Genomic DNA, 20,484 nt, shown 5'->3' on the forward strand with positions numbered 1-20,484 from the left:
TGTTGATTGAGGGCCTTCACTTGGTGTTCTTTAACAATGATAAGACTGTATTTCGACAGTTAGTTAGCTTTTTAACCCCTAAACCTATGAAAATCGGGTGGGGATGATTTTTTTGTCGTGTGCAGAGAAAAATAATAAGTGTTACTTTGTTATGTTGTCATCAAGGCTTGTTATTTTGAGTTGTAACGCCTTCATAACCAACTTTACTCAAACACCTTTTCATCAGCTCTCTTCTAACGTGAAAGTCTGTAGTTCTAGTGGTTTGTAAGCTGTTAATAGTGTCATATTAGCTTGTGAGCATATAACAGCTTTATGTTAATAAAGCCCTTGTCCTGCGGTGTCTGTGTTAAAACAAGTGCTTTTTTACAACTATCTGGTTTAGTGTGTTACCGCTAGAAAGCGATTAATAATAAACATAAAAAACCCATAATTTGCTGAGCAAACTATGGGTTTAGAACGACGATAAACGATAAAGATGAGAATTTTTCCCTATCGAAATAAAACAGGGAAAAATTTAATCCATATCACTATAGTGGGACTAGAGTAATTTAGCCAATACTGCTTGCCCCATCTCTTGGCACCCTACTTGCTTCAATCCAGCTTCACTACTGTCCAAGATATCAAGCGTGCGCAAACCGTCATCAAGGACATCACTCACTGCTTGCTCAATCGCTTGTGCCGCTGCTTCTTGCTTAAAAGTATAACGCAGCATCATCGCAACCGATAAAATAGTCGCCAATGGGTTGGCTTTGTCCTGCCCAGCAATATCAGGTGCTGAACCATGACACGGCTCATACATCCCTTTGCCTGCTTCATCAAGACTGGCTGATGGCAACATACCGATAGATCCAGTGAGCATAGCAGCTTCATCAGACAAGATATCACCGAACATATTGCCGGTGACCATGACATCAAACTGCTTAGGATTCTTGATCAATTGCATACAAGCATTGTCAGCATACATATGCGATAACGCCACGTCGCTATAGTCCGCTTGTTGCATCTGGGTCATCGTCTGCTTCCACAGCTCTGTGACTTCTAATACGTTTGCTTTGTCCACTGAGCAAACTTTCGCGGCTGTACCTGCTGCTTGCGCACGTGTTTTTGCCAATTCAAAAGCAACTTTGCCGATACGCTGAATCTCGCTTGTGCTATAGACCATGGTGTTGTAGCCTTGCTGTTCACCATTCTCTAGCGTGCGGATTCCACGTGGCTCACCAAAATAGATACCACCAGTTAACTCACGAACGATAAGCAAATCCAAGCCTGAAATAATCTCAGGTTTGATACTAGACGCATTGACCAACTGCGGGTAAAGCTTTGCCACACGTAGATTAGCGAACAAACCAAGCTCACCACGTATTTTAAGTAAACCACGTTCAGGGCGCTTGCTGCGTTCAATACCATCCCATTTAGGGCCACCGACCGCTCCTAACAATACCGCATCTGCTGCACGGGCACGGTCTAGCGTCTCATCTGGCAGAGGCTCACCCGTTGCATCAATGGCCACACCACCAATCAATCCAGATTCAAGTGTCAAATCTAACGCAAATTTCTTATTGACCGCATTCAGTACGTCAATGGCTTGAGTCATGATTTCGGGACCGATACCATCGCCCGCTAATGTTAAAATCGTTGCCATACTAATCCTTGTGGGTAGGTAGTTTTTTATTTATGTTGGGGCATGTTCTCATTTTGAAAATGGTGATAAAAATGAGATAAATTGCCGTCAAACAACGAAGGTAGCGCAAATAATATCGAGATATTGATAAGCTATTTAACGATGTTTGGCAAAATTTAGCCATTTTTAACTCATTTAGAGGATAATCAATTGAATTGAGGACTCGCCCTAATACTACAAATTTACGATATTTTCCTAAAAACGATTTTTAGTGCCTTCAACAACACAAAAAACCGTGGTCAATCTGCTATTTTTAAAACTCAAATAGGCTTTAAGCTTTGGCTTTTACTTTCGATGATGCAGGCAATGCTTTCACGATACGAGTTTCTACAAACTCTCCTTGATGCTCAGCAGACAGCTCTTTACAAAAGCGGCGCTGTACAGTGTTGCCTTGATACAGATCAACACATAGCGGCTGTGGTGAAGCAGTGTCTAATAAGCTGCCAGAATTATCGTTAGATTTTTTCTGATAAGCCCGTAATTGATAAGTATCAGCTTCAATAAAATCGTGAATTAAAGTAAAACGCTCAACATAGCCCAAATTGTTTTCTGGATAGAAATTCACCTGTACTTCGCGTTTTGCAGGTTTTACTCGCGCATAATAATTGGTTAGACCCGGCATGCCTGAAGCAGACAAAGGTACAATTTTAATCTCATTTTTATGAGCGAGTGGTGTCATATCTATGTTTGCGTGCATTGAGGTTTGTGCATGCTTATTGCTGGTATGACTTTTGCCCTTTGCACTCATATCTTTCATCGCGACCAGCATGGCAGGATTGATAGGCTCATGCGTATCAGCCCCTATCACTCGTGTCTTATCTATCCTTGCGATTTCACAATGATAAGTTCCTATACAGGCAATATTGACTTCACCCGCAATCGGTTGAATCTTACCTGCCCATGCTTTAGCGTTTTCTGCCTCATCTATTTTCTGATACCCAGTCAATAGCTGACAGCCTGACAACAATAAGCTTGCGGCAACAACCGTACTTGTCCATAAAACATAACGTTTTTTATTCATAATGGCGGCTACTATTTATGAGAGAAATAATAAAATATCGTAAAAAAACTACCCTTCATTTTAGCCAGTTCACCGCCATAACTCAACGTTACATTATTACTGTTCAGCAGTTTTATAAGTAATGGCTTGCAGATTCATGATTTATGCTCGTACATCGTTAAATATCCATGGTGTTTTTTGCATCATCTTATGCTCATAATCTTTAATGGCATCGCTTTGCTGCAAGGTTAAACCAATATCATCAAGCCCATTTAACAAGCAATGTTTGCGAAAAGCATCTACGTCAAATGCATATTCTTCACCTGTTGAGGTGACGACGACTTGGCGTTCAAGATCTGCGGTTAGCTCATAGCCTTCATTAGCAAGCGTGTCTTTCATTAATGTATCTACAATTGCCTCATCCAAGACAATTGGTAGCATGCCGTTTTTGAAGCAGTTGTTATAAAAAATATCGGCAAAGCTTGGTGCAATCACCGTACGAAAACCATATTCAGACAACGCCCAAGGCGCATGCTCACGACTAGAACCACAACCAAAGTTGCGGCGTGCTAGCAAAATAGTCGCGCCTTGATAACGCGGCTTATTTAGCACAAATTCTGGATTGATAACGCGGGTGCTATTGTCTTGACCCGGATATCCTTCGTCAAGATAACGCCAATCATCAAACAAATTGACGCCAAAACCTGTGCGTTTAATGGATTTTAAAAACTGCTTGGCAATAATTTGATCGGTATCGACATTTGCGCGATCTAATGGGCAAACGATACCCGTTTGAGTGTTATAAGCTTGCATGGTTTTTCCTTAAAATATCGATTACTAACGTAAATTTTTTTGACGGTCTAATGAATCTCAAAAGAGCGTGCCATTTGTTTAACAATACTTGTCATTTTAGTTTTTTCACTTTCAGGATAGTTCAGATGTAATACTGCTTCCTGACCATCCTTAACTTTAATAACATGATAAAAAACTTGACCGTCTTTTCTATAGCCGCTTGCTGTATAGGTTTTATCTTTTAACCGCTCGTAAGTAACTGTCATGCCTGTTTTATATCGATGCTGCTTCTCTTTTAGATAATCACTATCTGTATAAAAGAAAACAGTTGGTGTATTACTCCCAAAGACCAAAATAGTGGCATTAGAATTGGGTAACTTAAAATGACGACCATCACCATTATCTGCCTCAGGCAACCATATCAGTTGATTTGGCACATCGACACAATAGGCAAATCTTCCATTACAGTAATCACGAGCCATCGCTAGCTGAGAGCTACCCAATAAGCAAAATAAAACAAACAGCATTTTCATTTTTATGCTCTATAGAAATGCAAAGCTAAAACGTTCTTACATCGACAAAGTGACCCGCCAATGCTGCTGCTGCTGCCATCGCTGGACTGACCAAATGGGTACGACCACCATTGCCCTGACGGCCTTCAAAGTTACGGTTAGACGTTGAAGCGCAGTGTTCTTGTGGCTCAAGCTTATCCGCATTCATGGCAAGACACATCGAACAACCCGGCTCACGCCACTCAAATCCAGCCTCAGTAAACAAGGCATCTAAGCCTTCTGCTTCAGCCTGCAATTTCACTTGCCCAGAACCTGCCACAACGATGGCTTCTTTGATATTGTCAGCGACTTTACGACCTTTAATGACTGCGGCGGCATCACGCAAATCTTCGATACGCGAATTGGTACATGAACCAATAAAAATGCGATCAAGCTGGATATCGGTAATCTTTTGCCCAGCGTCTAAACCCATATAGGTATAAGCACGTAACCAGCCTTCTTCTTGTGCTTCATCTACCGCTTGATCAGGTGTTGGTACAGATTGAGTGATATCGACAACCATTTCAGGAGAGGTTCCCCAAGAGACTTGTGGCGCTATTTGGCTACCATCCAACTCAACAACAGTATCAAATACCGCGTCATCATCTGAATATAGGGTACGCCAGTAAGCTTCCGCTTGCGCCCATTGCTCAGAGGTTGGCGCATAAGGACGACCTTTGACGTACTCGATGGTCGTGTCATCGACCGCAACCATACCCACGCGAGCACCCGCTTCGATTGCCATGTTACAGACGGTCATGCGACCTTCCATACTCATGTCTTCAAATACTTGCCCAGCAAATTCGATAGCATGACCTGTCCCGCCAGCCGTGCCAATCTTTGCAATGATAGCAAGTACCACGTCTTTTGAGGTCACGCCAGCACCAAGCTTACCAGTGACACGAATTTGCATATTTTTTGATTTCTTTTGAATCAAGCACTGAGTTGCCAATACATGCTCAACCTCTGATGTGCCGATACCGTGCGCTAGGCAGCCCAGTGCGCCATGAGTAGCAGTATGCGAATCACCACAAACAACCGTCATACCCGGTAACACCAAACCTTGCTCAGGGCCAACGACGTGTAAAATGCCTTGACGAGCATCATTAATCGTAAACTCAGCGATATCAAATTTGGCGCAATTTTCATCCAATGTCACTACCTGCAAGCGTGATACCTTGTCTTTGATACCAGGCACGCCTTCTAAACGCTCTTTAGTGACTGTGGGTACGTTATGGTCAGGACTGGCGATGTTAGCCGACAGGCGCCACGGTGCTCTATTGGCCAGCTCCAAGCCTTCAAATGCTTGCGGACTGGTCACTTCATGCAACAGATGGCGGTCGATATAAATCAGGCTCGAACCATCGTCACGCTTGGTGACTTCGTGAGCATTCCAAAGTTTGTCATATAACGTTTGACCTGCCATGTTGCTATCCTTTATTGGTTGCTAATTACTGGTTTTTTTACTTGCTTATAGTCTATGGTAAAAATTTTCTTTAAATTTTATCATCAGCGGCATCGTCAGCAGCGCTTGTATCAAAATCGATATTTTTATATTGGCGATTTTACATTGATGACCGTTATCAGCGCTTAAAACATGCGATGAGCTGCAAATAGTCAATTTAATAGAATAAATATGTCACAATACGTCTTGATGTCTTGTGATTATAGCAGGCTAATCCTATAATAATAATTGATGATTTTTGCCCAGACGCAAACTTTTATTTCTAATACATTGTGATTGGGTCAGCCAACTTTTATTTATAGCTCGCAAAGTAGCTAAGGACATCCGTTTGAACACCACAAACTTGACGACATTCGTTACCGTTATGCACACTGGCAGCATCTCAGGTGCCGCAGAAAAACTGTTTATCACACAGCCTGCCGTCAGTAAACGCATCAAAAATTTGGAAGATGAATTCAACATTACTTTGTTTGATACGGTGGGACGCGGCATTGTACCAACCCAAGCAGCCAATGAAATGCTGCCGCATGCCAAGCGTTGGCTAGAAGATTATGAGAATTTTAAGATTAATCTGCAACACTCTCAGCATATCGTATCTGGCAAATTAGTGATCGGCACCAGTCATCATATTGGCTTGCACCATTTAGCGCCTGTACTTAAGCATTTTATCCAAGCTTATCCTGCTGTACAACTAGAAGTACATTTCGTTGATTCAGAAAAAGCGCACAAAGCCGTACTCGATGGCGATTTATCATTAGCATTTTTAACACTGCCGCCCGTCTATGATAAGCGTTTGACCTATCATACGCTATGGTCAGACCCTCTTTACTTTATGACAGGTACGCTATCGCCTTTAGCGACCAAATCTAATGTGACACTAGAGCAATTGGCACGCTATCCTGCTATTTTACCGTCTGCCAACACCTTTACCAGTCAAATTACCTTGGCTGAATTCGCTAAGCACAATCTGAAACCTTATGCCACGATGAGCACCAATCCTCTTGAGTCTATTCGCATGCTGGTTTCTGTTGGTCTGGGATGGTCTGTATTACCGCAAACCATGATTAGTCAGGATTTAGAACGTATCGATATGGCAGACAATATAGAGTTACAACGCTATTTGGGTGTGGTTATCAATCCGAAATTGACGCAATCTAGCAGCGTTACTGCTTTGTTAGACTTATTAGCGCCTATTGAATAAGACTCCCCCTTAATGAGGATTAGAGCGTGCTATGGAATCTAAAAAACACGCTATTCGCATTTATGACCCTCATGCGTTATAATACGCTTGACGTTGTTTTTATAACAAAAATTTACTATAAGAACACTGATAGTCATATATTGAACACTTCGAGTAATATATGATGGTTAACAGTAGGTTTAATGGTTTTAAATGATTGGTTATATAGGTGGCCGATACTGATAACTAAGTCGCAAATGCGAGCAATCGATGTAATATGGCATTCTTATTGATCTCTGAGCACTGCGAATTCGTATTAGCCCTAGAACAGCATCAATCATATAAAACTAACAGCAGATATTGAATAAAAGCCATTATGTCCTACTTAATGGCTTTTTTCGTCTTTAGATATTGTTTGGGACATCGTCTTATAACACTTAATCTTTATAGTTAAAATAATTACCGCCAACCATGTTGGTTAAGGACAATTTATATGAACGGAGTTTCTAGTGGCGTGCTGGTATCACTTGGCGCCTATTTTTTAGTGATGATTGGTATTGGCATTTACGCCTACTTTAAGCAAGCCAATGATACTGAAGGCTATATGTTAGGAGGACGCAGTTTAGGTCCAGCAGTCACTGCACTATCGGCAGGTGCATCAGATATGTCAGGTTGGTTACTACTTGGCTTGCCCGGCTATATGTATGCTGACGGTGTCGTGAGTATATGGATCGCACTTGGTTTGACACTTGGTGCATTTTTAAACTACCTTATCGTGGCACCCCGCCTTCGCGTTTATACCGAAGTGGCTGACAATGCCATCACTCTACCCGATTATTTCGCCAACCGCTTCGAAGATAAGTCGCACATGCTGCGTGTTATCTCAGCCGTGGTTATCATTTTATTCTTCACGGTTTATACTGCTGCAAGCCTAGTAGGCGGTGGTAAACTCTTCGAAAGCTCACTGAATCTTTCTTATAGCACTGGTCTATGGGTCACCGCTGGCGTTGTCGTTGCTTATACGTTATTCGGTGGTTTCTTAGCCGTTTCGATGACTGACTTTGTACAGGGTATCATCATGCTATTTGCGATGGTCATTGTTCCTGTCGTCGCTTTCACTGATCTGGGTGGTATTTCAGCCACTACTCAAGCGGTTAGAAATATCGATCCAAGCTTGCTTAACATTACTAATGGGATGAGTATCCTTGGTATTGTGTCGTTGATGGCATGGGGTTTGGGTTATTTTGGTCAGCCACACATCATTGTACGTTTTATGGCCATTCGCTCAGTCAAAGATGTCCCTACTGCCCGTAACATCGGTATGAGCTGGATGATTGTCAGCCTTATCGGGGCACTGATGACAGGTTTTGCTGGTCGTGCGTATGTTCAAAAGACAGCGATGACTTTAGATGATCCTGAAACCATCTTTTTAGTATTTACGCAGTTTTTATTCCATCCATTGGTTTCAGGCTTCTTATTAGCTGCAATTTTAGCTGCGATTATGAGTACCATCTCATCACAGCTATTGGTAGTATCAAGCTCATTGACTAAAGATGTCTATAAGTTGTTTTTTGATCAAGATGCACCTGAGGCGCGTCAAGTATTGGTCGGCCGCATTTCCGTAATCATTGTCGCCGTTGTTGCCATTTTACTGGCGTCTAATCCAGAAAGCTCAGTATTGAATTTGGTTTCTAACGCTTGGGCAGGGTTTGGTGCAGCATTTGGACCGTTGGTTATTTTCAGCCTAATCTGGCGCGGTATGAACCGTAATGGTGCAGTTGCTGGTATGGTCGTTGGTGCATTGACGGTTATCCTATGGATTTACGGTCCTTTCCAGATGAACGGCATGGCACTCAATAGCTGGTTATATGCTATCGTTCCGGGCTTTATCTTAAGTACAATCGCCATTTTTGCGGTAAGTATCATGACAGGCGGTCCAAAAGCCTCTGTTACTGCGAAATTTAAAGAAATGGAACTCAATTTAAATAAATAAGCTTATCGATATAATTATCACTATAAAAAAACCTCGCCATCATTGGCGAGGTTTTTTTATTGAGAGCTATTAGCTCTAATACATAAATTGATAACGCAATTCAAATCTCGAAGGTAAATAAATGATTAAATTATAACCATTCAATATACAGTTATATTTTAAAAAAACATGATGCTGTATGAGAAAGTATTCTGAGGTAATAAAGGAAGGCTCACAGCCTGGGGTAATTAAAACCCCAATAGATAGCAACTGCGTCGACTTTCCCAGTCTGAACTTGAAGAAAAATGGTATAAAAAGCGATGGTAAGCATAACTACTAATGTACGGCTAATAAGTTAGAGATATTGCCGTTATAATGTCTATTAGCATCGGCAAAGTACTGAGCGCCATAAAGACATCGATGTATAAGATCACCTATAAGAAGACATACTGTTAGCGCTGAGAGGTCAATGAGTCTTGGACTTAAGTGTGTTTCAAGAAGCGTATATTTCAGCTGAAATATACTTATGATCGTAATAATTCAATGATGTTGTGGCTTATGTTTTAGGCAAATATCGTTTAATTGCGGGCAAGAAACCAATCACTGCCGTCTTAGAAATCGTCTAAAAAAAGCTGTCAAATAAATTTATTATTTTGCTAAAAACTTTTATGCACACTTTAAAGTCGTTGATTTAATGTTCTTTTATATCAATTTCTATTTCGAACACCGATAAAAAAAGCGACCCATCACGGATCGCTTTTTTTATGTATTAGTACTGCTAAATATGCGTATTATTTAGTGTCTTGGTAAGACAATTTCACACCGAAGATATATCCATCATTGTCTTGAAAGTCACCAACAATTTTGTCACTTGGCAACACACCTTGGGCATCGCCGAACCATAAGTATTTACCACCCGCTGATACTGCCCAGTTTTCTGTCACGTTATACTTTGCACCCAAACCAGCGCTGTAATAGCCTTCGATAGGACCTAACGAGGTAACAGGGTTACCAGCACCACTATCCCAACCAACGGTACCACTAATTGCAAGTGCTGGCGCAACACGCTTGGCTAGACCAAGCTCTACTTGCCATTGATCCTCTTCGTACTCAACCAAGTTCAAACCATCAGGTCCATAAGATCTTTTACTAACTTCATTATATAGTGGCGGCGTAATCTTAAAGTCACCCCAAGGTACCCAGCGCACTTTTGCAGTTGCTAACGTTGTAGGGTTAATACCCGTTTGAAAATCAAAGTTTACGGATTTAGGAGTAGTAATTTCCATATTACTGGTGCGATTGGCTGCAGCTGGATCACCAGCTATAACGCCAGCTAAAGGATAGGTTTCAGCCACTTTCATGTTGTGATCAATTTCAGAGCGATAAGTCAGTGCTGCTTTTAAGGCAATTTCAGGTTTGCTATAAGCAATGCCGGCTATATAACCATAATCCATATCAGGGCTGTTACGTGAGGTATAGCCAGTAGCAGGACCATAAGCCAAACCTCGTAATTTCACTTCAGACTCAATACGCTGAGCGACTGGACCACCGTATACTTGAAACTCTTTGTTGGCACCAAATTTTGCGCCAAGAATGGCTGTCAGACTGTTACTACGTACTTCAACATTAGTACCTTCCCCTGCATTAGCTGCTTCTGCTTGGGCTATCGCATTTGCTGTACCGAGACCAGTAGCCTCACTCACAAAACCTTGCGCTGCTGCCGCTTGAGCTTGAGCTTGTTGTGCAAGACCTTGTGCGACTTGAGGATCTGTAGCTGTTGCAGCTAATTGTCCAAGTCGTTGCGCTTCCGCACCTGCTGCTTGAGCCTGCTCTCTTAAATCTTGAATTTCAGGACCAAGAGTCTCGGCATTGAACCGTCCACCTGTTAACTGAGTTATTGATGCATTAATATCGCCTTTCGAAACAAAATTGTTATCGCCAGTATATTTCGCTGCTGCGCCAAAGGGCTCATCATATAAGATACCAACACTAAAGGTTTCATTGATATCTGTTTTTACACCATAACGAAAGAAGTCATAATATTCAGCGATATCGCCAGTCTTATCACCTCTGACATAGGTATTATTAGTAGGAACGTTATTGGCGCTATCATAACCACTAACATCAGCATCGATATAGGTGTAAACAGCTTCAGCATAGGTGCCATCTTGGAGGAAGGCTGTGACATCCTGACCTGAACGGTCAAGACCAGCAGCATTGGTTACGCTAGCTACAGAAAAAGCGGCAATCGCTACTGCAAGGGTTTTCAAATGAAAGGTATTGCGCATTGTGTATCTCCAAACGTCCTTGTTGTTTTACTACTTAAATAATCAATATTTAGCATTGCTGCGCATAACTTTATGATTATAAAAGTCGTGTCCTGAGATGAATACTAATGCCTTTTTGACACTAAAACAACAATTAAAGTGCTTTATTTCCCGAATATGACTGGACAGTACAAATAAGATACACGTACAAAACTAATATTTAGTTTTTCATTCTCATAATTTTTAAATTGCTATCAATATTTTTTAGAGATAGCAGGCAGATACTTATCTGTTATAACTTAATAATTCTAAAATACTCTAATCTTTTATTAAACTTAAACACGCTAGCATAAAAAAGCGACCCAATCAGGATCGCTTTTTATTATCTAGGCTATAGATTTATAACTTAGCAAATTACACATCACATTAGTTTGCTTGGTAAGAAAGCTTCAAGCCAAGTGCAAAACCATCGTTGTCTTCAAAATCACTCACAATATTTTTATTCGGTATTTGACCTTCAGCATCACCGAACCATAAGTATTTACCACCAGCTGATACTGCCCAGTTTTCTGTCACATTATACTTGGCACCCAAACCAGCGCTGTAATAGCCTTCAATAGGACCTAGTGAGGTTACAGGGTTACCAGCACCACTATCCCAACCAACAGTACCTGTCACTGCTAATGCTGGCGTCATGCGCTTAGCGAGACCCAGCTCAACTTGCCATTGATCTTCATCATAGCTTACCAATGATAAGCCATCAGGACCATATGCGGGATTTGCAGTGCTCACTTCATTGTATAGTGATGGTACGATTGCAAAATCACTCCAAGGCACCCAACGAACCTTTGCTGTTGCTAGGGTAGTTGAATTAATACCCGTTTGGAAGTCAAAGTTCACTGACTCAGGAGTAGTAATATCAATAGTATTGCTTCTGCTTGTAGGCTTTCCAGCTAATATGGCTAAAGGATAAGACTCAGCTGCATTAGTGGTATGATCAATCTCTGAACGATACGTTAGGGCTGCTTTCAATGCAATTTCGGGTTTGCTATAAGCAACGCCAGCTAACCAACCATAATCTTGGTCAGCACTAATATGTGTCGTGTAACCATTAGCAACTTCATAAGCAGTACCACGCAATTTCACATCAGCCTTTACACGCTGTGCCACTGGACCACCATAGACTTGAAAGCTCTTACTTTCGCCAAGTTTCGCACCGACGATACCAGTGATACTTTCAGTACGCACTTCCACGTTAGTGCCTTCGCCGTTTCTATCTGAAGCGGGGTTTTGGTCTACAAAGTCATTATTACCACTGTAATCCGCTGCTGCACCAAAAGGCTCATCATATAAAATACCGATGCTAAACGTGTCGTTAATATCTGCTTTTACGCCATAACGGAAAAAATCATAATACTCAGCGATATCACCAATCTTATTGCCTGACAAGTCTTTACCACTCACATCGGCATCGATATAAGTATAAACAGATTCAGCGTATAGGCCATCTTGTAAGAATGCGGTGATATCTTGACCTGAACGATCAAGACCAGCAGCACTAGCAACGCTAGCAATAGAAAGAGCAGCAACCGCTACTGTGAGAGTTTTCAAATGAAAATTTGCGCGCATTATATATCTCCAAACGTCCGCATTGTTTTACTACTTTGCCTAGTGTTAGTGGGCAAGCAGTATCCGAGGTGGAGGATAGTAAAGATTTTCGAACATTAAAACAACTGCAAAAACACATTATTTCCTCATTATGACTGAACAGTGTCTGTATTTCACAATGCGGATATAATAGTCATAAATTTTCAACCATTTAGTTTTTGCAGATATTAATAATGAGGGGGTCTTTCTGCTATTACATCAAAAGGTGCAATGCCGCCTTCAGGATCCTGACTTTCCACTTGTTTATAGATCAGCTGTAACTGTCGTTGTAGTGTCTGAATATCTTTATCTTGCCGCGCAATCACCTCATCGAGTCGCTCTACTGTCATCTCTAGATGCGCCATACTCATCTGTAAATCAATGACTTGTTGCGTTTGTAAGTCAGCATGCACAGCTAAAGCCTCGTTCTGAGCTTTATCTTGAGGATTAAATTGATTCATATTTTTCTCTGAATTATCATAAACATAAGACTGGTAGGATTCATTAATAAAATGGCTCGATGACCAATAAAAAGTAGCAATTAGACGACGATGCTCTTTATAAAATAGCAGCCTTGAACAAAAGTCATAAATAGTGCGGATAAAATCATTTACGCTCACTACAGTCACGTGATGGCATGTTATACTGCTCGCAATTTTGCAGCAACCCCTACCTCACTATTATATAAGCTTAAGATATTCTATGGCTCTGATACATTTAAAAGATATCCACCTTGCTTTTGGCGTCGCTCCTGTTCTTGATGGCATTGATTTTGCTATTGAAGCAGGTGAACGTGTCTGTTTAATTGGCCGTAATGGCGAAGGCAAATCCACCTTATTTAAGCTAATTAACGGCACCTTACAACCTGATAGCGGCGAAGTCATTATCAATAGCAGCGTGCGCGTTGCGATGCTAGAACAAGACGTTCCCGAGACAAGCGGACGTATCCTAGACATCGTTATGGGTGGTAGCAGCCACACGGCTGAGCTGCTTATCAACTACAATGCCCAAACTGACTTATGCGCCAATGGCGACATGGATGCTTGTGAGCGTATGGCCGATTTGCAGCATGATATCGATGCGGTACACGGTTGGGATTTAGAGCGCGAAGCCACCCGCCTTATCAAAACCATGGGGCTGGATCCAGATGATGATTTATCTTCATTATCAGGTGGGCGTAAGCGCCGTGTACTACTAGCACGCTCATTGGTCACCAAACCTGATGTACTGCTTCTCGATGAACCAACCAACCATTTAGACGTTGATAGTATTGAATGGCTAGAGCGCTTTTTATTAGATTGGCAAGGTCTAACATTGTTGTTTGTCACCCATGATAGAGCATTCGTCAATAAACTATCGACTCGCATCATTGAGCTAGATCGTGGTCAATTAACCAGCTATGACGTTACTCAAGGCGAAGGTGGTTATGCACGCTATCAAGAGCTAAAAGAACTACAGTTACTCGCTGAAGAAAAAAATAACGCCAACTTTGATAAAAAACTGGCGCAAGAAGAAGTATGGATTCGCCAAGGTATCAAAGCCCGTCGTACCCGTAACGAAGGCCGTGTCCGCGAGCTAAAAGCATTGCGTGAAGAGCGTAGCGATCGCCGTGAGCAAGTCGGTAATGTGAACATTACGATGGGTCAAGGTGAGAAAAGCGGTAAGCTGGTCTGTAAAGTTAAAAACTTACATCTTGAATATGATGGCAACGTATTGGTTGATAATTTTACAACCACTATTATGCGCGGTGATAAAATCGGCATTGTCGGACCCAACGGTGCGGGTAAAACCACACTGATTAAAGCCCTACTCGATATGTCTGATGATGAAGTCACAAAGACTGGTAGTGTTGAATTAGGCACTAACTTAAAAATCGCTTTCTTTGACCAGTTGCGCGATCAGTTAGACCTTGAAGCCAGTGTGGCGCAAAACGTCTCTGAAGGCTCAGACTTTGTAGAAGTGGGTGGTCGTAAGACACACATCATGAGCTATCTACAAGATTTCTTATTTGCCCCAGAGCGTGCGCGTACCCCTGTCAAAGCACTATCAGGTGGTGAGCGTAACCGCGTGCTACTTGCAAAACAGCTATTAAAGCCTGCCAACATTCTGGTACTTGATGAGCCAACCAACGACTTGGATATGGCGACACTTGAGCTACTAGAAGAGTCCGTCGCCAGCTTTGGCGGTACGATTTTGCTAATCAGCCATGACCGCTCATTTATGGACAATGTCGTTACCTCTACTTGGGTATTTGACCAAGATGAAGACGGCAAAGGTATCGTCAAAGAGTATGTCGGTGGTTATCAAGAATACTTGGTACAGAAAAACCGTGAGCAAGCCGCACACGCGGCTAGAGCACCAGCCAATAATGCAAATACTGCCAGTAAAGTTACCAATAAGACAACTGCAGCAAAACCTAACAAATCTGCTAAAAAGCTCAATTTCAATGAACAGCGTGAACTGGATAATTTGCCAAAAGAAATCGCTGCATTAGAAGCTGAACAAGCGCAATTGCAAGAGAAACTAGCAGATGGCTCATGGTTCACCACTGACGTTAATGCAGCGACTGCCGCAAGTGAGCGCCTACTGACGATTGAAGATGAGATGATGAATAAGCTTGAGCGTTGGAGTGCGCTTGAGAGCTAACGTTAGCGACTGAAGCGATGTTTTATAAAACTTCGAGTTTTATAAGATATGAAAAATAATGAAATAATCACCGTTTTGTTCTTATAAAGCGGTGATTATTGGTTTACGACTACTTACATAGTAGTTAGGTACTGAAAGTTAGTGAACATTACCTTAATTTCGAGTATCATTCGCTATTGCAAAATATCCTTATTAATTATAAGGTCATCACGCTTATAATCCTTGCCAAAAAATCTATGTGAGACATTGATAATGCAGCTATTTTGCATCAATTCTCCTATTCAACCTTAGAGTATGTTCTATCAAGGTTGCTTTATTTTTAACGCAATAATTTATTTTATCACCGAAATAGCTTAGAATAGCAACAATTAGCAAAATTAGGCACAGCCAAAGTGGCTTGATATTGTACATTTTCTAAGCCACAAACCCAGTGTGGGATAATCCCATTTCATTCACCTGGAGGAAGTATTAATGAGCCAAGCCGAAGGCGTTAACGTACAACGCCGTAGAGTTCTTATTGCCTCGACTGCCGCGATTGGTGCAGCTGGGGTAGCTGCTGTGGCAACACCTTTTGTCCGTTCTTGGTACCCAAGCGCTAAAGCTGAGGCTGCAGGGGCTGCAGTGACCCAAGATATTGGTTCTATCGAAGCAGGACAGATGATCGTTGTCAAATATCGTGGTAAACCCATTTTTGTGGTCAAACGCACAGAAGATATGCTAGCGACTTTAGCGTCAGTAAAACCTTTACTGTCTGACCCTGAATCTGATGCATCATTACAACCTGAATACTGTAAAAATCCAGAACGCTCTATCTCGCCAGAAGTCTTGGTAGTAGAAGGCGTCTGTACACATTTAGGTTGTGCACCAAACTACCGTCCTGATGTTGGCGCGGCTGACTTGGGTGGTAATGATTGGTATGGCGGATTTTTCTGCCCATGCCACGGGTCTAAATATGACTTGGCGGGTCGCGTTTATAGTGGCGTTCCTGCACCGCTTAACTTACCTGTCCCAGATTACAACATGGATGGTACCATCTTGACGATTGGGGAGGCTTAATATGAGCATGGGTAAAAAGTTAATGCATTGGGTGGACGCACGCTTTCCAGCGACCGAAACCTATGAATACCATATGTCAAAGTACTATGCACCAAAAAACTTTAACTTTTGGTACTTTTTTGGCGTGTTATCAATGGTGGTATTGGTTAACCAATTGGTAACAGGTATTTGGCTGACCATGATGTACAACCCAAGTGCCGAAGGGGCATTTGCATCTGTTGAATACATCATGCGCGATGTCAAAGGTGGTTGGCTTATCCGTTACATGCACTCAACTGGCGCATCTGCGTTCTTTGTAGTCGTATATCTGCATATGTTCAGAGCACTGCTATATGGTTCATACCAGAAACCACGTGAGCTTATTTGGCTCATCGGTATGGGTATTTACTTAGCATTGATGGCAGAAGGTTTCTTCGGTTACCTACTTCCTTGGGGCAATATGTCATTTTGGGGTGCACAGGTTATCTTGAACCTTCCTGCTGCTCTACCTGTGATTGGTGATGGGCTTGCAGAATGGGTACGTGGTGATTATATTATCTCAGGTATCACCCTAAACCGCTTCTTTGCTCTACATGTGGTTGCTATCCCGCTTGTACTTGTGGGCTTAGTATTCATGCATATTGTAGCGCTACACCATGTGGGTTCGAACAACCCTGATGGTATTGATATCAAGAAGCTAAAAGATAAAAATGGTGTGCCGTTAGATGGTATTGAATTCCATCCGTACTACACAGTGCATGATATGATTGGTATCGTGGTCTTCTTTATCTTGTTCTTTGCAGTGGTATTCTTCTTCCCAGAAGGCGGCGGATTCTTCCTTGAGCCACCAAACTTTGAGACAGCGAATTCATTGAAAACGCCAGCACACATTGCACCAGTATGGTATTACACGCCATTCTATGCCATTTTACGTGCGGTTCCTGACAAGTTGGGTGGTGTGATTGCGATGGGTGGTGCGATTGCCGTACTATTCTTGATTCCATGGCTAGACAGATCGCCTGTACGCTCTATACGTTATAAAGGCATTTTATCTAAAATTGCTTTAACCGTGTTTGCGATTAGTTTCTTAGTTTTAGGTTACTTAGGCGCGACGCCAACGACACCAACAGCAACATTGATGGCTCGTATCTTCACTGTCTTGTATTTCTTGTTTTTCTTACTGATGCCAATTTATACCTCTATTGAGAAGTGTAAACAGCCACCAGAACGCGTTACCGGAGGTCACTAATGAACACGCTAATTAAATCCCTAGCGGGTCTAGGCTTAGGCGCGGCATTAACCTTGACGGCTGGTACTGCACTGGCAGCTGGTGGCGGTGGATGTGGTACATTCACCAATGCTGAGGGTGTTGAAGAACACTTAGCTTGTAGTACTGCTCCTATTGATTTTACCAATAAGGGCTCGCTACAAAACGGTGCGAAAATCTTTATGAACTACTGTGCTGGTTGTCACTCTGCACAGTATGTTCGTCACTCGCGCATTGCTAAAGATTTAGAGATACCACCTGAGTTGGTCGAAAAGTATTTGATGGTCACCACCGATCAAATCGGTGATCATATTAATGCTGAAATTGATCCTGAAGTACAAGCATCATGGTTTGGCGCAGCGCCTCCTGATCTATCACTTGAAACCAGACTACGTGGCGATGACTGGGTATATACTTACCTGTTATCGTTTTATGAAGACCCAAGCCGTCCTTGGGGTGCCAATAACTTAGTACTTGCCAATGCGGCGATGCCTCATGTATTGCATAATATGCAAGAAGAGCTAAGTGCTGAAGAGTTTGAATCCGAAGTGGGTGATTTGGTTAACTTTATGGCGTGGATGGCAGAGCCTAACCGTCATGACCGTCAAGTGATTGGCTTCTTTGTGATTTTATTCTTATTAGTATTACTCATTCCAGTTTACTTATTGAACAAAGAATTCTGGAAAGATGTAAAGTAATTGAGTATTAAAAAATATATTTTTATCGAAAAAAAGGCACTACTCTGGTAGTGCCTTTTTTTGTCTCTTAAAAGACCATAAAACACTGAACCATAATTTAAAACAAGGCTCACCCGCAATGTTTACGTACCTTGCCTTGATAATCAGGGCAACTTTGTTTACGATGATAGGCTTTACTATTAACATTAGGCTTTCATGATTGATGCGAACGACATTCCAAGTAGTCAGCTGATTTTATACGCTGATGACGGCTACGACAGTCATGTAGTGCGCCTATTACTTGAGGAAAAAAAGCTTGCCTATTATCTATCACGCTTGCACTCTGAACGGCCTGAAGATTTAACCGAGCTGAATCCCTATCACACCTTACCTGTTCTGCAACAACGTGAAATCGCACTGTATGAGATCAACGTTATCTTTGAGTATCTTGAAGAACGTTACCATACAAACAAGCTACTACCAGATACCCCGCAAGAGCGTGCCCAATTTCGCCAACTGGCTTGGCGTATTCAGCATGATTGGCTGGTACTCGGTAAGCGTCTACTCATGCACCCTAATAGCTTTAATAAAGCACAAGCTGCTATTGCGAAAAAACAGTTAAGCGATTCTTTGATTACTCTATCACCACTGTTTGCTCATAAACCTTATTTTATGGCAGACGATTTTGGCTGGTGTGATGTATTGTTAGCACCTTTGTTATGGCGACTTGAAGAAATGGGAATTGAGCTGCCACGCGCAATTAGTCGCCCCTTATTTGATTATCAACAGCGGGTCTTTGAGCGTACTAGCTTTCAAAAAAGTGTGCGTTAATTAGGGTGTATCCTCAATCTGAGCATTAAACCTTAAATGGGTCAAAAATGACTAAATCTTTGTCAAACTGTGTCAAATAGCTTGCTTATATTTCGATATTATCAGTACTATTTTATTTGTTTGGCTGCAATTTTTATTACCATTTGCAAGAGCAGGACACACCCTAGACAATGCTTAACCGCTGTCTTAAAATAGAAAACAACAAAATACCTTTAAGTTATTATCTTCAAATTATCAGTATAGGAAACCCTTAGATGAGCGAAACCACCTCTATTACCCCAACACGTCCTTATATGGTGCGCGCGCTTTATCAGTGGATAGAAGACAATCAACTAACGCCTTACCTGATGGTTGATGCCACTGCCGAAAACGTACAGATTCCAAGGGAACACGTGCAAGATGGTCGTATCGTATTGAATATCGCCAGCCGTGCGACTGGTAATATGAGTATGGAAAATGATTATATTCATTTTAGTGCGCGTTTTGGCGGCGTGTCACAAGAGATTTGGGTACCAATGACGTCGGTGTTAGGTATTTATGCGAAAGAAAACTCGCAAGGGATGTTTTTTGACCCCAATGAATATGACAACTATCAACCTGAAGATGATGCGATAGTAAGCTCACAGAAGAGCCCTACTGCGGCACCTAAAGCCAAACGTGATAATAAAGCAGGTTTAAAAGTGTTGAAATAGTCAATTTTTCGGTATAAAAAAGGCTGGTCGTATTATATACGGTCAGCCTTTTTGTGATTAATCTAAAAGATTTATCATTGTGCACTTTCAGTTAGCATATAAGATTACTAGGTTCTTGGCAATGTCACGCCGCGTTGACCTTGATACTTACCGCCGCGATCTTTATAGCTGGTTTCACATACGTCATCAGCATCGCTTTGGAAAAATAGCATTTGTGCCACCCCTTCGCCTGCATAAATACGCGCTGGTAGATTGGTGGTGTTGCTAAATTCCAAAGTGACATGCCCTTCCCATTCAGGCTCCAGCGGCGTCACATTGACGATAATTCCGCAACGGGCATACGTTGATTTACCAAGACAGATCGTCAATACATCGCGTGGAATACGGAAATATTCCATGGTGCGTGCTAGCGCAAACGAGTTTGGTGGAATAATGCACTCGTCACCGATGACATCAATAAAGCTTTTTTCATCAAAGTTTTTTGGATCTACAATCACTGAATGAACATTGGTAAAAACTTTAAATTCAGGCGCGCAGCGTACATCATAACCATAGCTTGACGTACCGTAGCTAACCAAACGCTCGCCTGTATCATTAAAACGTACTTGACCCGCTTCAAACGGCTCAATCATGCCGTGTTCTTCAGCCATTTTACGAATCCAGCGGTCAGACTTGATAGACATTGTTGTTCCTTAGCAGCTATAAAATAAAATTTACGATATGAACGGTATTTTGATAGCGACGATTATACGGAATTGAGCGCTCAATTTATAGGCTTGCC

General features: G+C 41.9%; 17 protein-coding genes. 8 read left to right on the forward strand and 9 right to left on the reverse strand.

What is annotated here, in order from left to right; all coding sequences use genetic code 11:
- Nucleotides 1-538: 538 nt before the first annotated feature.
- The 5 genes from leuB to leuC form a co-directional block, all read right to left on the reverse strand.
- Nucleotides 539-1,642, reverse strand: coding sequence for a 3-isopropylmalate dehydrogenase (gene leuB, locus JMW94_RS06985; protein WP_055124339.1), 1,104 nt, complete (start codon nucleotides 1,640-1,642; stop codon nucleotides 539-541).
- Between the two features lie 310 nt (nucleotides 1,643-1,952).
- Nucleotides 1,953-2,702: a hypothetical protein gene (locus JMW94_RS06990; protein ID WP_201603543.1), complete on the reverse strand. Its 750-nt coding sequence runs from the start codon at nucleotides 2,700-2,702 to the stop codon at nucleotides 1,953-1,955.
- Between the two features lie 141 nt (nucleotides 2,703-2,843).
- A complete protein-coding gene (gene leuD, locus JMW94_RS06995) occupies nucleotides 2,844-3,494 on the reverse strand; it encodes a 3-isopropylmalate dehydratase small subunit (RefSeq protein WP_055124341.1) in 651 nt (216 codons plus the stop codon).
- Between the two features lie 47 nt (nucleotides 3,495-3,541).
- Entirely contained in the window at nucleotides 3,542-4,006 is a 465-nt protein-coding gene (locus JMW94_RS07000; protein ID WP_201603545.1) for a hypothetical protein, read from the reverse strand.
- A 25-nt stretch (nucleotides 4,007-4,031) separates the two neighbouring features.
- Complete coding sequence (gene leuC / locus JMW94_RS07005) at nucleotides 4,032-5,450, reverse strand: 3-isopropylmalate dehydratase large subunit (protein ID WP_201603548.1); 1,419 nt, start codon at nucleotides 5,448-5,450, stop codon at nucleotides 4,032-4,034.
- A 367-nt stretch (nucleotides 5,451-5,817) separates the two neighbouring features.
- On the opposite strand from leuC, the gene JMW94_RS07010 reads away from it, so the two are divergent.
- Nucleotides 5,818-6,690, forward strand: coding sequence for a LysR family transcriptional regulator (locus JMW94_RS07010; protein WP_045446822.1), 873 nt, complete (start codon nucleotides 5,818-5,820; stop codon nucleotides 6,688-6,690).
- 472 nt (nucleotides 6,691-7,162) lie between these two features.
- Complete coding sequence (putP, locus tag JMW94_RS07015) at nucleotides 7,163-8,662, forward strand: sodium/proline symporter PutP (protein WP_045446819.1); 1,500 nt, start codon at nucleotides 7,163-7,165, stop codon at nucleotides 8,660-8,662.
- 770 nt (nucleotides 8,663-9,432) lie between these two features.
- Here the strand turns inward: putP and JMW94_RS07020 are convergent.
- From JMW94_RS07020 to JMW94_RS07030, 3 genes are all read right to left on the reverse strand, one after another.
- Nucleotides 9,433-10,929 carry a hypothetical protein gene (locus JMW94_RS07020; RefSeq protein ID WP_201603550.1) on the reverse strand — a complete coding sequence of 499 codons (1,497 nt, stop codon included), beginning with the start codon at nucleotides 10,927-10,929 and terminating at the stop codon, nucleotides 9,433-9,435.
- A gap of 405 nt (nucleotides 10,930-11,334) precedes the next feature.
- Nucleotides 11,335-12,537, reverse strand: coding sequence for an OmpP1/FadL family transporter (locus JMW94_RS07025; RefSeq protein ID WP_201603559.1), 1,203 nt, complete (start codon nucleotides 12,535-12,537; stop codon nucleotides 11,335-11,337).
- Between the two features lie 206 nt (nucleotides 12,538-12,743).
- Nucleotides 12,744-13,016, reverse strand: a complete 273-nt coding sequence (locus JMW94_RS07030) for a SlyX family protein (RefSeq protein WP_201603561.1) — start codon at nucleotides 13,014-13,016, stop codon at nucleotides 12,744-12,746.
- 241 nt (nucleotides 13,017-13,257) lie between these two features.
- Between JMW94_RS07030 and JMW94_RS07035 the strand changes: the two genes are divergently transcribed.
- The 6 genes from JMW94_RS07035 (at nucleotide 13,258) to JMW94_RS07060 (ending at nucleotide 19,703) form a co-directional block, all read left to right on the forward strand.
- Nucleotides 13,258-15,201, forward strand: coding sequence for an ATP-binding cassette domain-containing protein (locus JMW94_RS07035; protein WP_201603570.1), 1,944 nt, complete (start codon nucleotides 13,258-13,260; stop codon nucleotides 15,199-15,201).
- A 471-nt stretch (nucleotides 15,202-15,672) separates the two neighbouring features.
- On the forward strand, nucleotides 15,673-16,257 hold the full coding sequence (gene petA / locus JMW94_RS07040; RefSeq protein ID WP_045446807.1) for a ubiquinol-cytochrome c reductase iron-sulfur subunit: 585 nt from the start codon (nucleotides 15,673-15,675) through the stop codon (nucleotides 16,255-16,257).
- A 7-nt stretch (nucleotides 16,258-16,264) separates the two neighbouring features.
- Nucleotides 16,265-17,485, forward strand: a complete 1,221-nt coding sequence (locus JMW94_RS07045) for a cytochrome b (protein WP_372815435.1) — start codon at nucleotides 16,265-16,267, stop codon at nucleotides 17,483-17,485.
- Nucleotides 17,485-18,201 carry a cytochrome c1 gene (locus JMW94_RS07050; protein ID WP_045446804.1) on the forward strand — a complete coding sequence of 239 codons (717 nt, stop codon included), beginning with the start codon at nucleotides 17,485-17,487 and terminating at the stop codon, nucleotides 18,199-18,201. Before JMW94_RS07045 ends, JMW94_RS07050 begins: the two co-directional genes overlap by 1 nt.
- A 195-nt stretch (nucleotides 18,202-18,396) precedes the next feature.
- The gene (locus JMW94_RS07055; protein ID WP_198329725.1) at nucleotides 18,397-19,011 is read left to right on the forward strand and encodes a glutathione S-transferase N-terminal domain-containing protein; all 615 of its coding nucleotides are present in this window, start codon (nucleotides 18,397-18,399) and stop codon (nucleotides 19,009-19,011) included.
- Between the two features lie 254 nt (nucleotides 19,012-19,265).
- Nucleotides 19,266-19,703 (forward strand): ClpXP protease specificity-enhancing factor, encoded by a 438-nt coding sequence (locus JMW94_RS07060; RefSeq protein WP_193009388.1) that lies wholly within the window; start codon nucleotides 19,266-19,268, stop codon nucleotides 19,701-19,703.
- A gap of 107 nt (nucleotides 19,704-19,810) precedes the next feature.
- Here the strand turns inward: JMW94_RS07060 and dcd are convergent, their stop codons facing one another.
- Complete coding sequence (dcd, locus tag JMW94_RS07065) at nucleotides 19,811-20,386, reverse strand: dCTP deaminase (protein WP_045455197.1); 576 nt, start codon at nucleotides 20,384-20,386, stop codon at nucleotides 19,811-19,813.
- Nucleotides 20,387-20,484 lie beyond the last annotated feature (98 nt).

This window comes from Psychrobacter immobilis, assembly GCF_904846185.1.
Classification (GTDB): Bacteria; Pseudomonadota; Gammaproteobacteria; order Pseudomonadales; family Moraxellaceae; genus Psychrobacter; species Psychrobacter immobilis_B.

Excerpts from the sequence above, each read along its gene's own strand:
- leuB (WP_055124339.1), bottom strand. The coding sequence starts at position 1,642 with ATGGCAACGATTTTAACATTAGCGGGCGATGGTATCGGTCCCGAAATC.
- JMW94_RS06990 (WP_201603543.1), bottom strand. The coding sequence starts at position 2,702 with ATGAATAAAAAACGTTATGTTTTATGGACAAGTACGGTTGTTGCCGCA.
- leuD (WP_055124341.1), bottom strand. The coding sequence starts at position 3,494 with ATGCAAGCTTATAACACTCAAACGGGTATCGTTTGCCCATTAGATCGC.
- JMW94_RS07000 (WP_201603545.1), bottom strand. The coding sequence starts at position 4,006 with ATGAAAATGCTGTTTGTTTTATTTTGCTTATTGGGTAGCTCTCAGCTA.
- leuC (WP_201603548.1), bottom strand. The coding sequence starts at position 5,450 with ATGGCAGGTCAAACGTTATATGACAAACTTTGGAATGCTCACGAAGTC.
- putP (WP_045446819.1), top strand. The coding sequence starts at position 7,163 with ATGAACGGAGTTTCTAGTGGCGTGCTGGTATCACTTGGCGCCTATTTT.
- JMW94_RS07020 (WP_201603550.1), bottom strand. The coding sequence starts at position 10,929 with ATGCGCAATACCTTTCATTTGAAAACCCTTGCAGTAGCGATTGCCGCT.
- JMW94_RS07025 (WP_201603559.1), bottom strand. The coding sequence starts at position 12,537 with ATGCGCGCAAATTTTCATTTGAAAACTCTCACAGTAGCGGTTGCTGCT.
- JMW94_RS07030 (WP_201603561.1), bottom strand. The coding sequence starts at position 13,016 with ATGAATCAATTTAATCCTCAAGATAAAGCTCAGAACGAGGCTTTAGCT.
- JMW94_RS07035 (WP_201603570.1), top strand. The coding sequence starts at position 13,258 with ATGGCTCTGATACATTTAAAAGATATCCACCTTGCTTTTGGCGTCGCT.
- petA (WP_045446807.1), top strand. The coding sequence starts at position 15,673 with ATGAGCCAAGCCGAAGGCGTTAACGTACAACGCCGTAGAGTTCTTATT.
- JMW94_RS07045 (WP_372815435.1), top strand. The coding sequence starts at position 16,265 with ATGGGTAAAAAGTTAATGCATTGGGTGGACGCACGCTTTCCAGCGACC.
- JMW94_RS07050 (WP_045446804.1), top strand. The coding sequence starts at position 17,485 with ATGAACACGCTAATTAAATCCCTAGCGGGTCTAGGCTTAGGCGCGGCA.
- JMW94_RS07055 (WP_198329725.1), top strand. The coding sequence starts at position 18,397 with ATGATTGATGCGAACGACATTCCAAGTAGTCAGCTGATTTTATACGCT.
- JMW94_RS07060 (WP_193009388.1), top strand. The coding sequence starts at position 19,266 with ATGAGCGAAACCACCTCTATTACCCCAACACGTCCTTATATGGTGCGC.
- dcd (WP_045455197.1), bottom strand. The coding sequence starts at position 20,386 with ATGTCTATCAAGTCTGACCGCTGGATTCGTAAAATGGCTGAAGAACAC.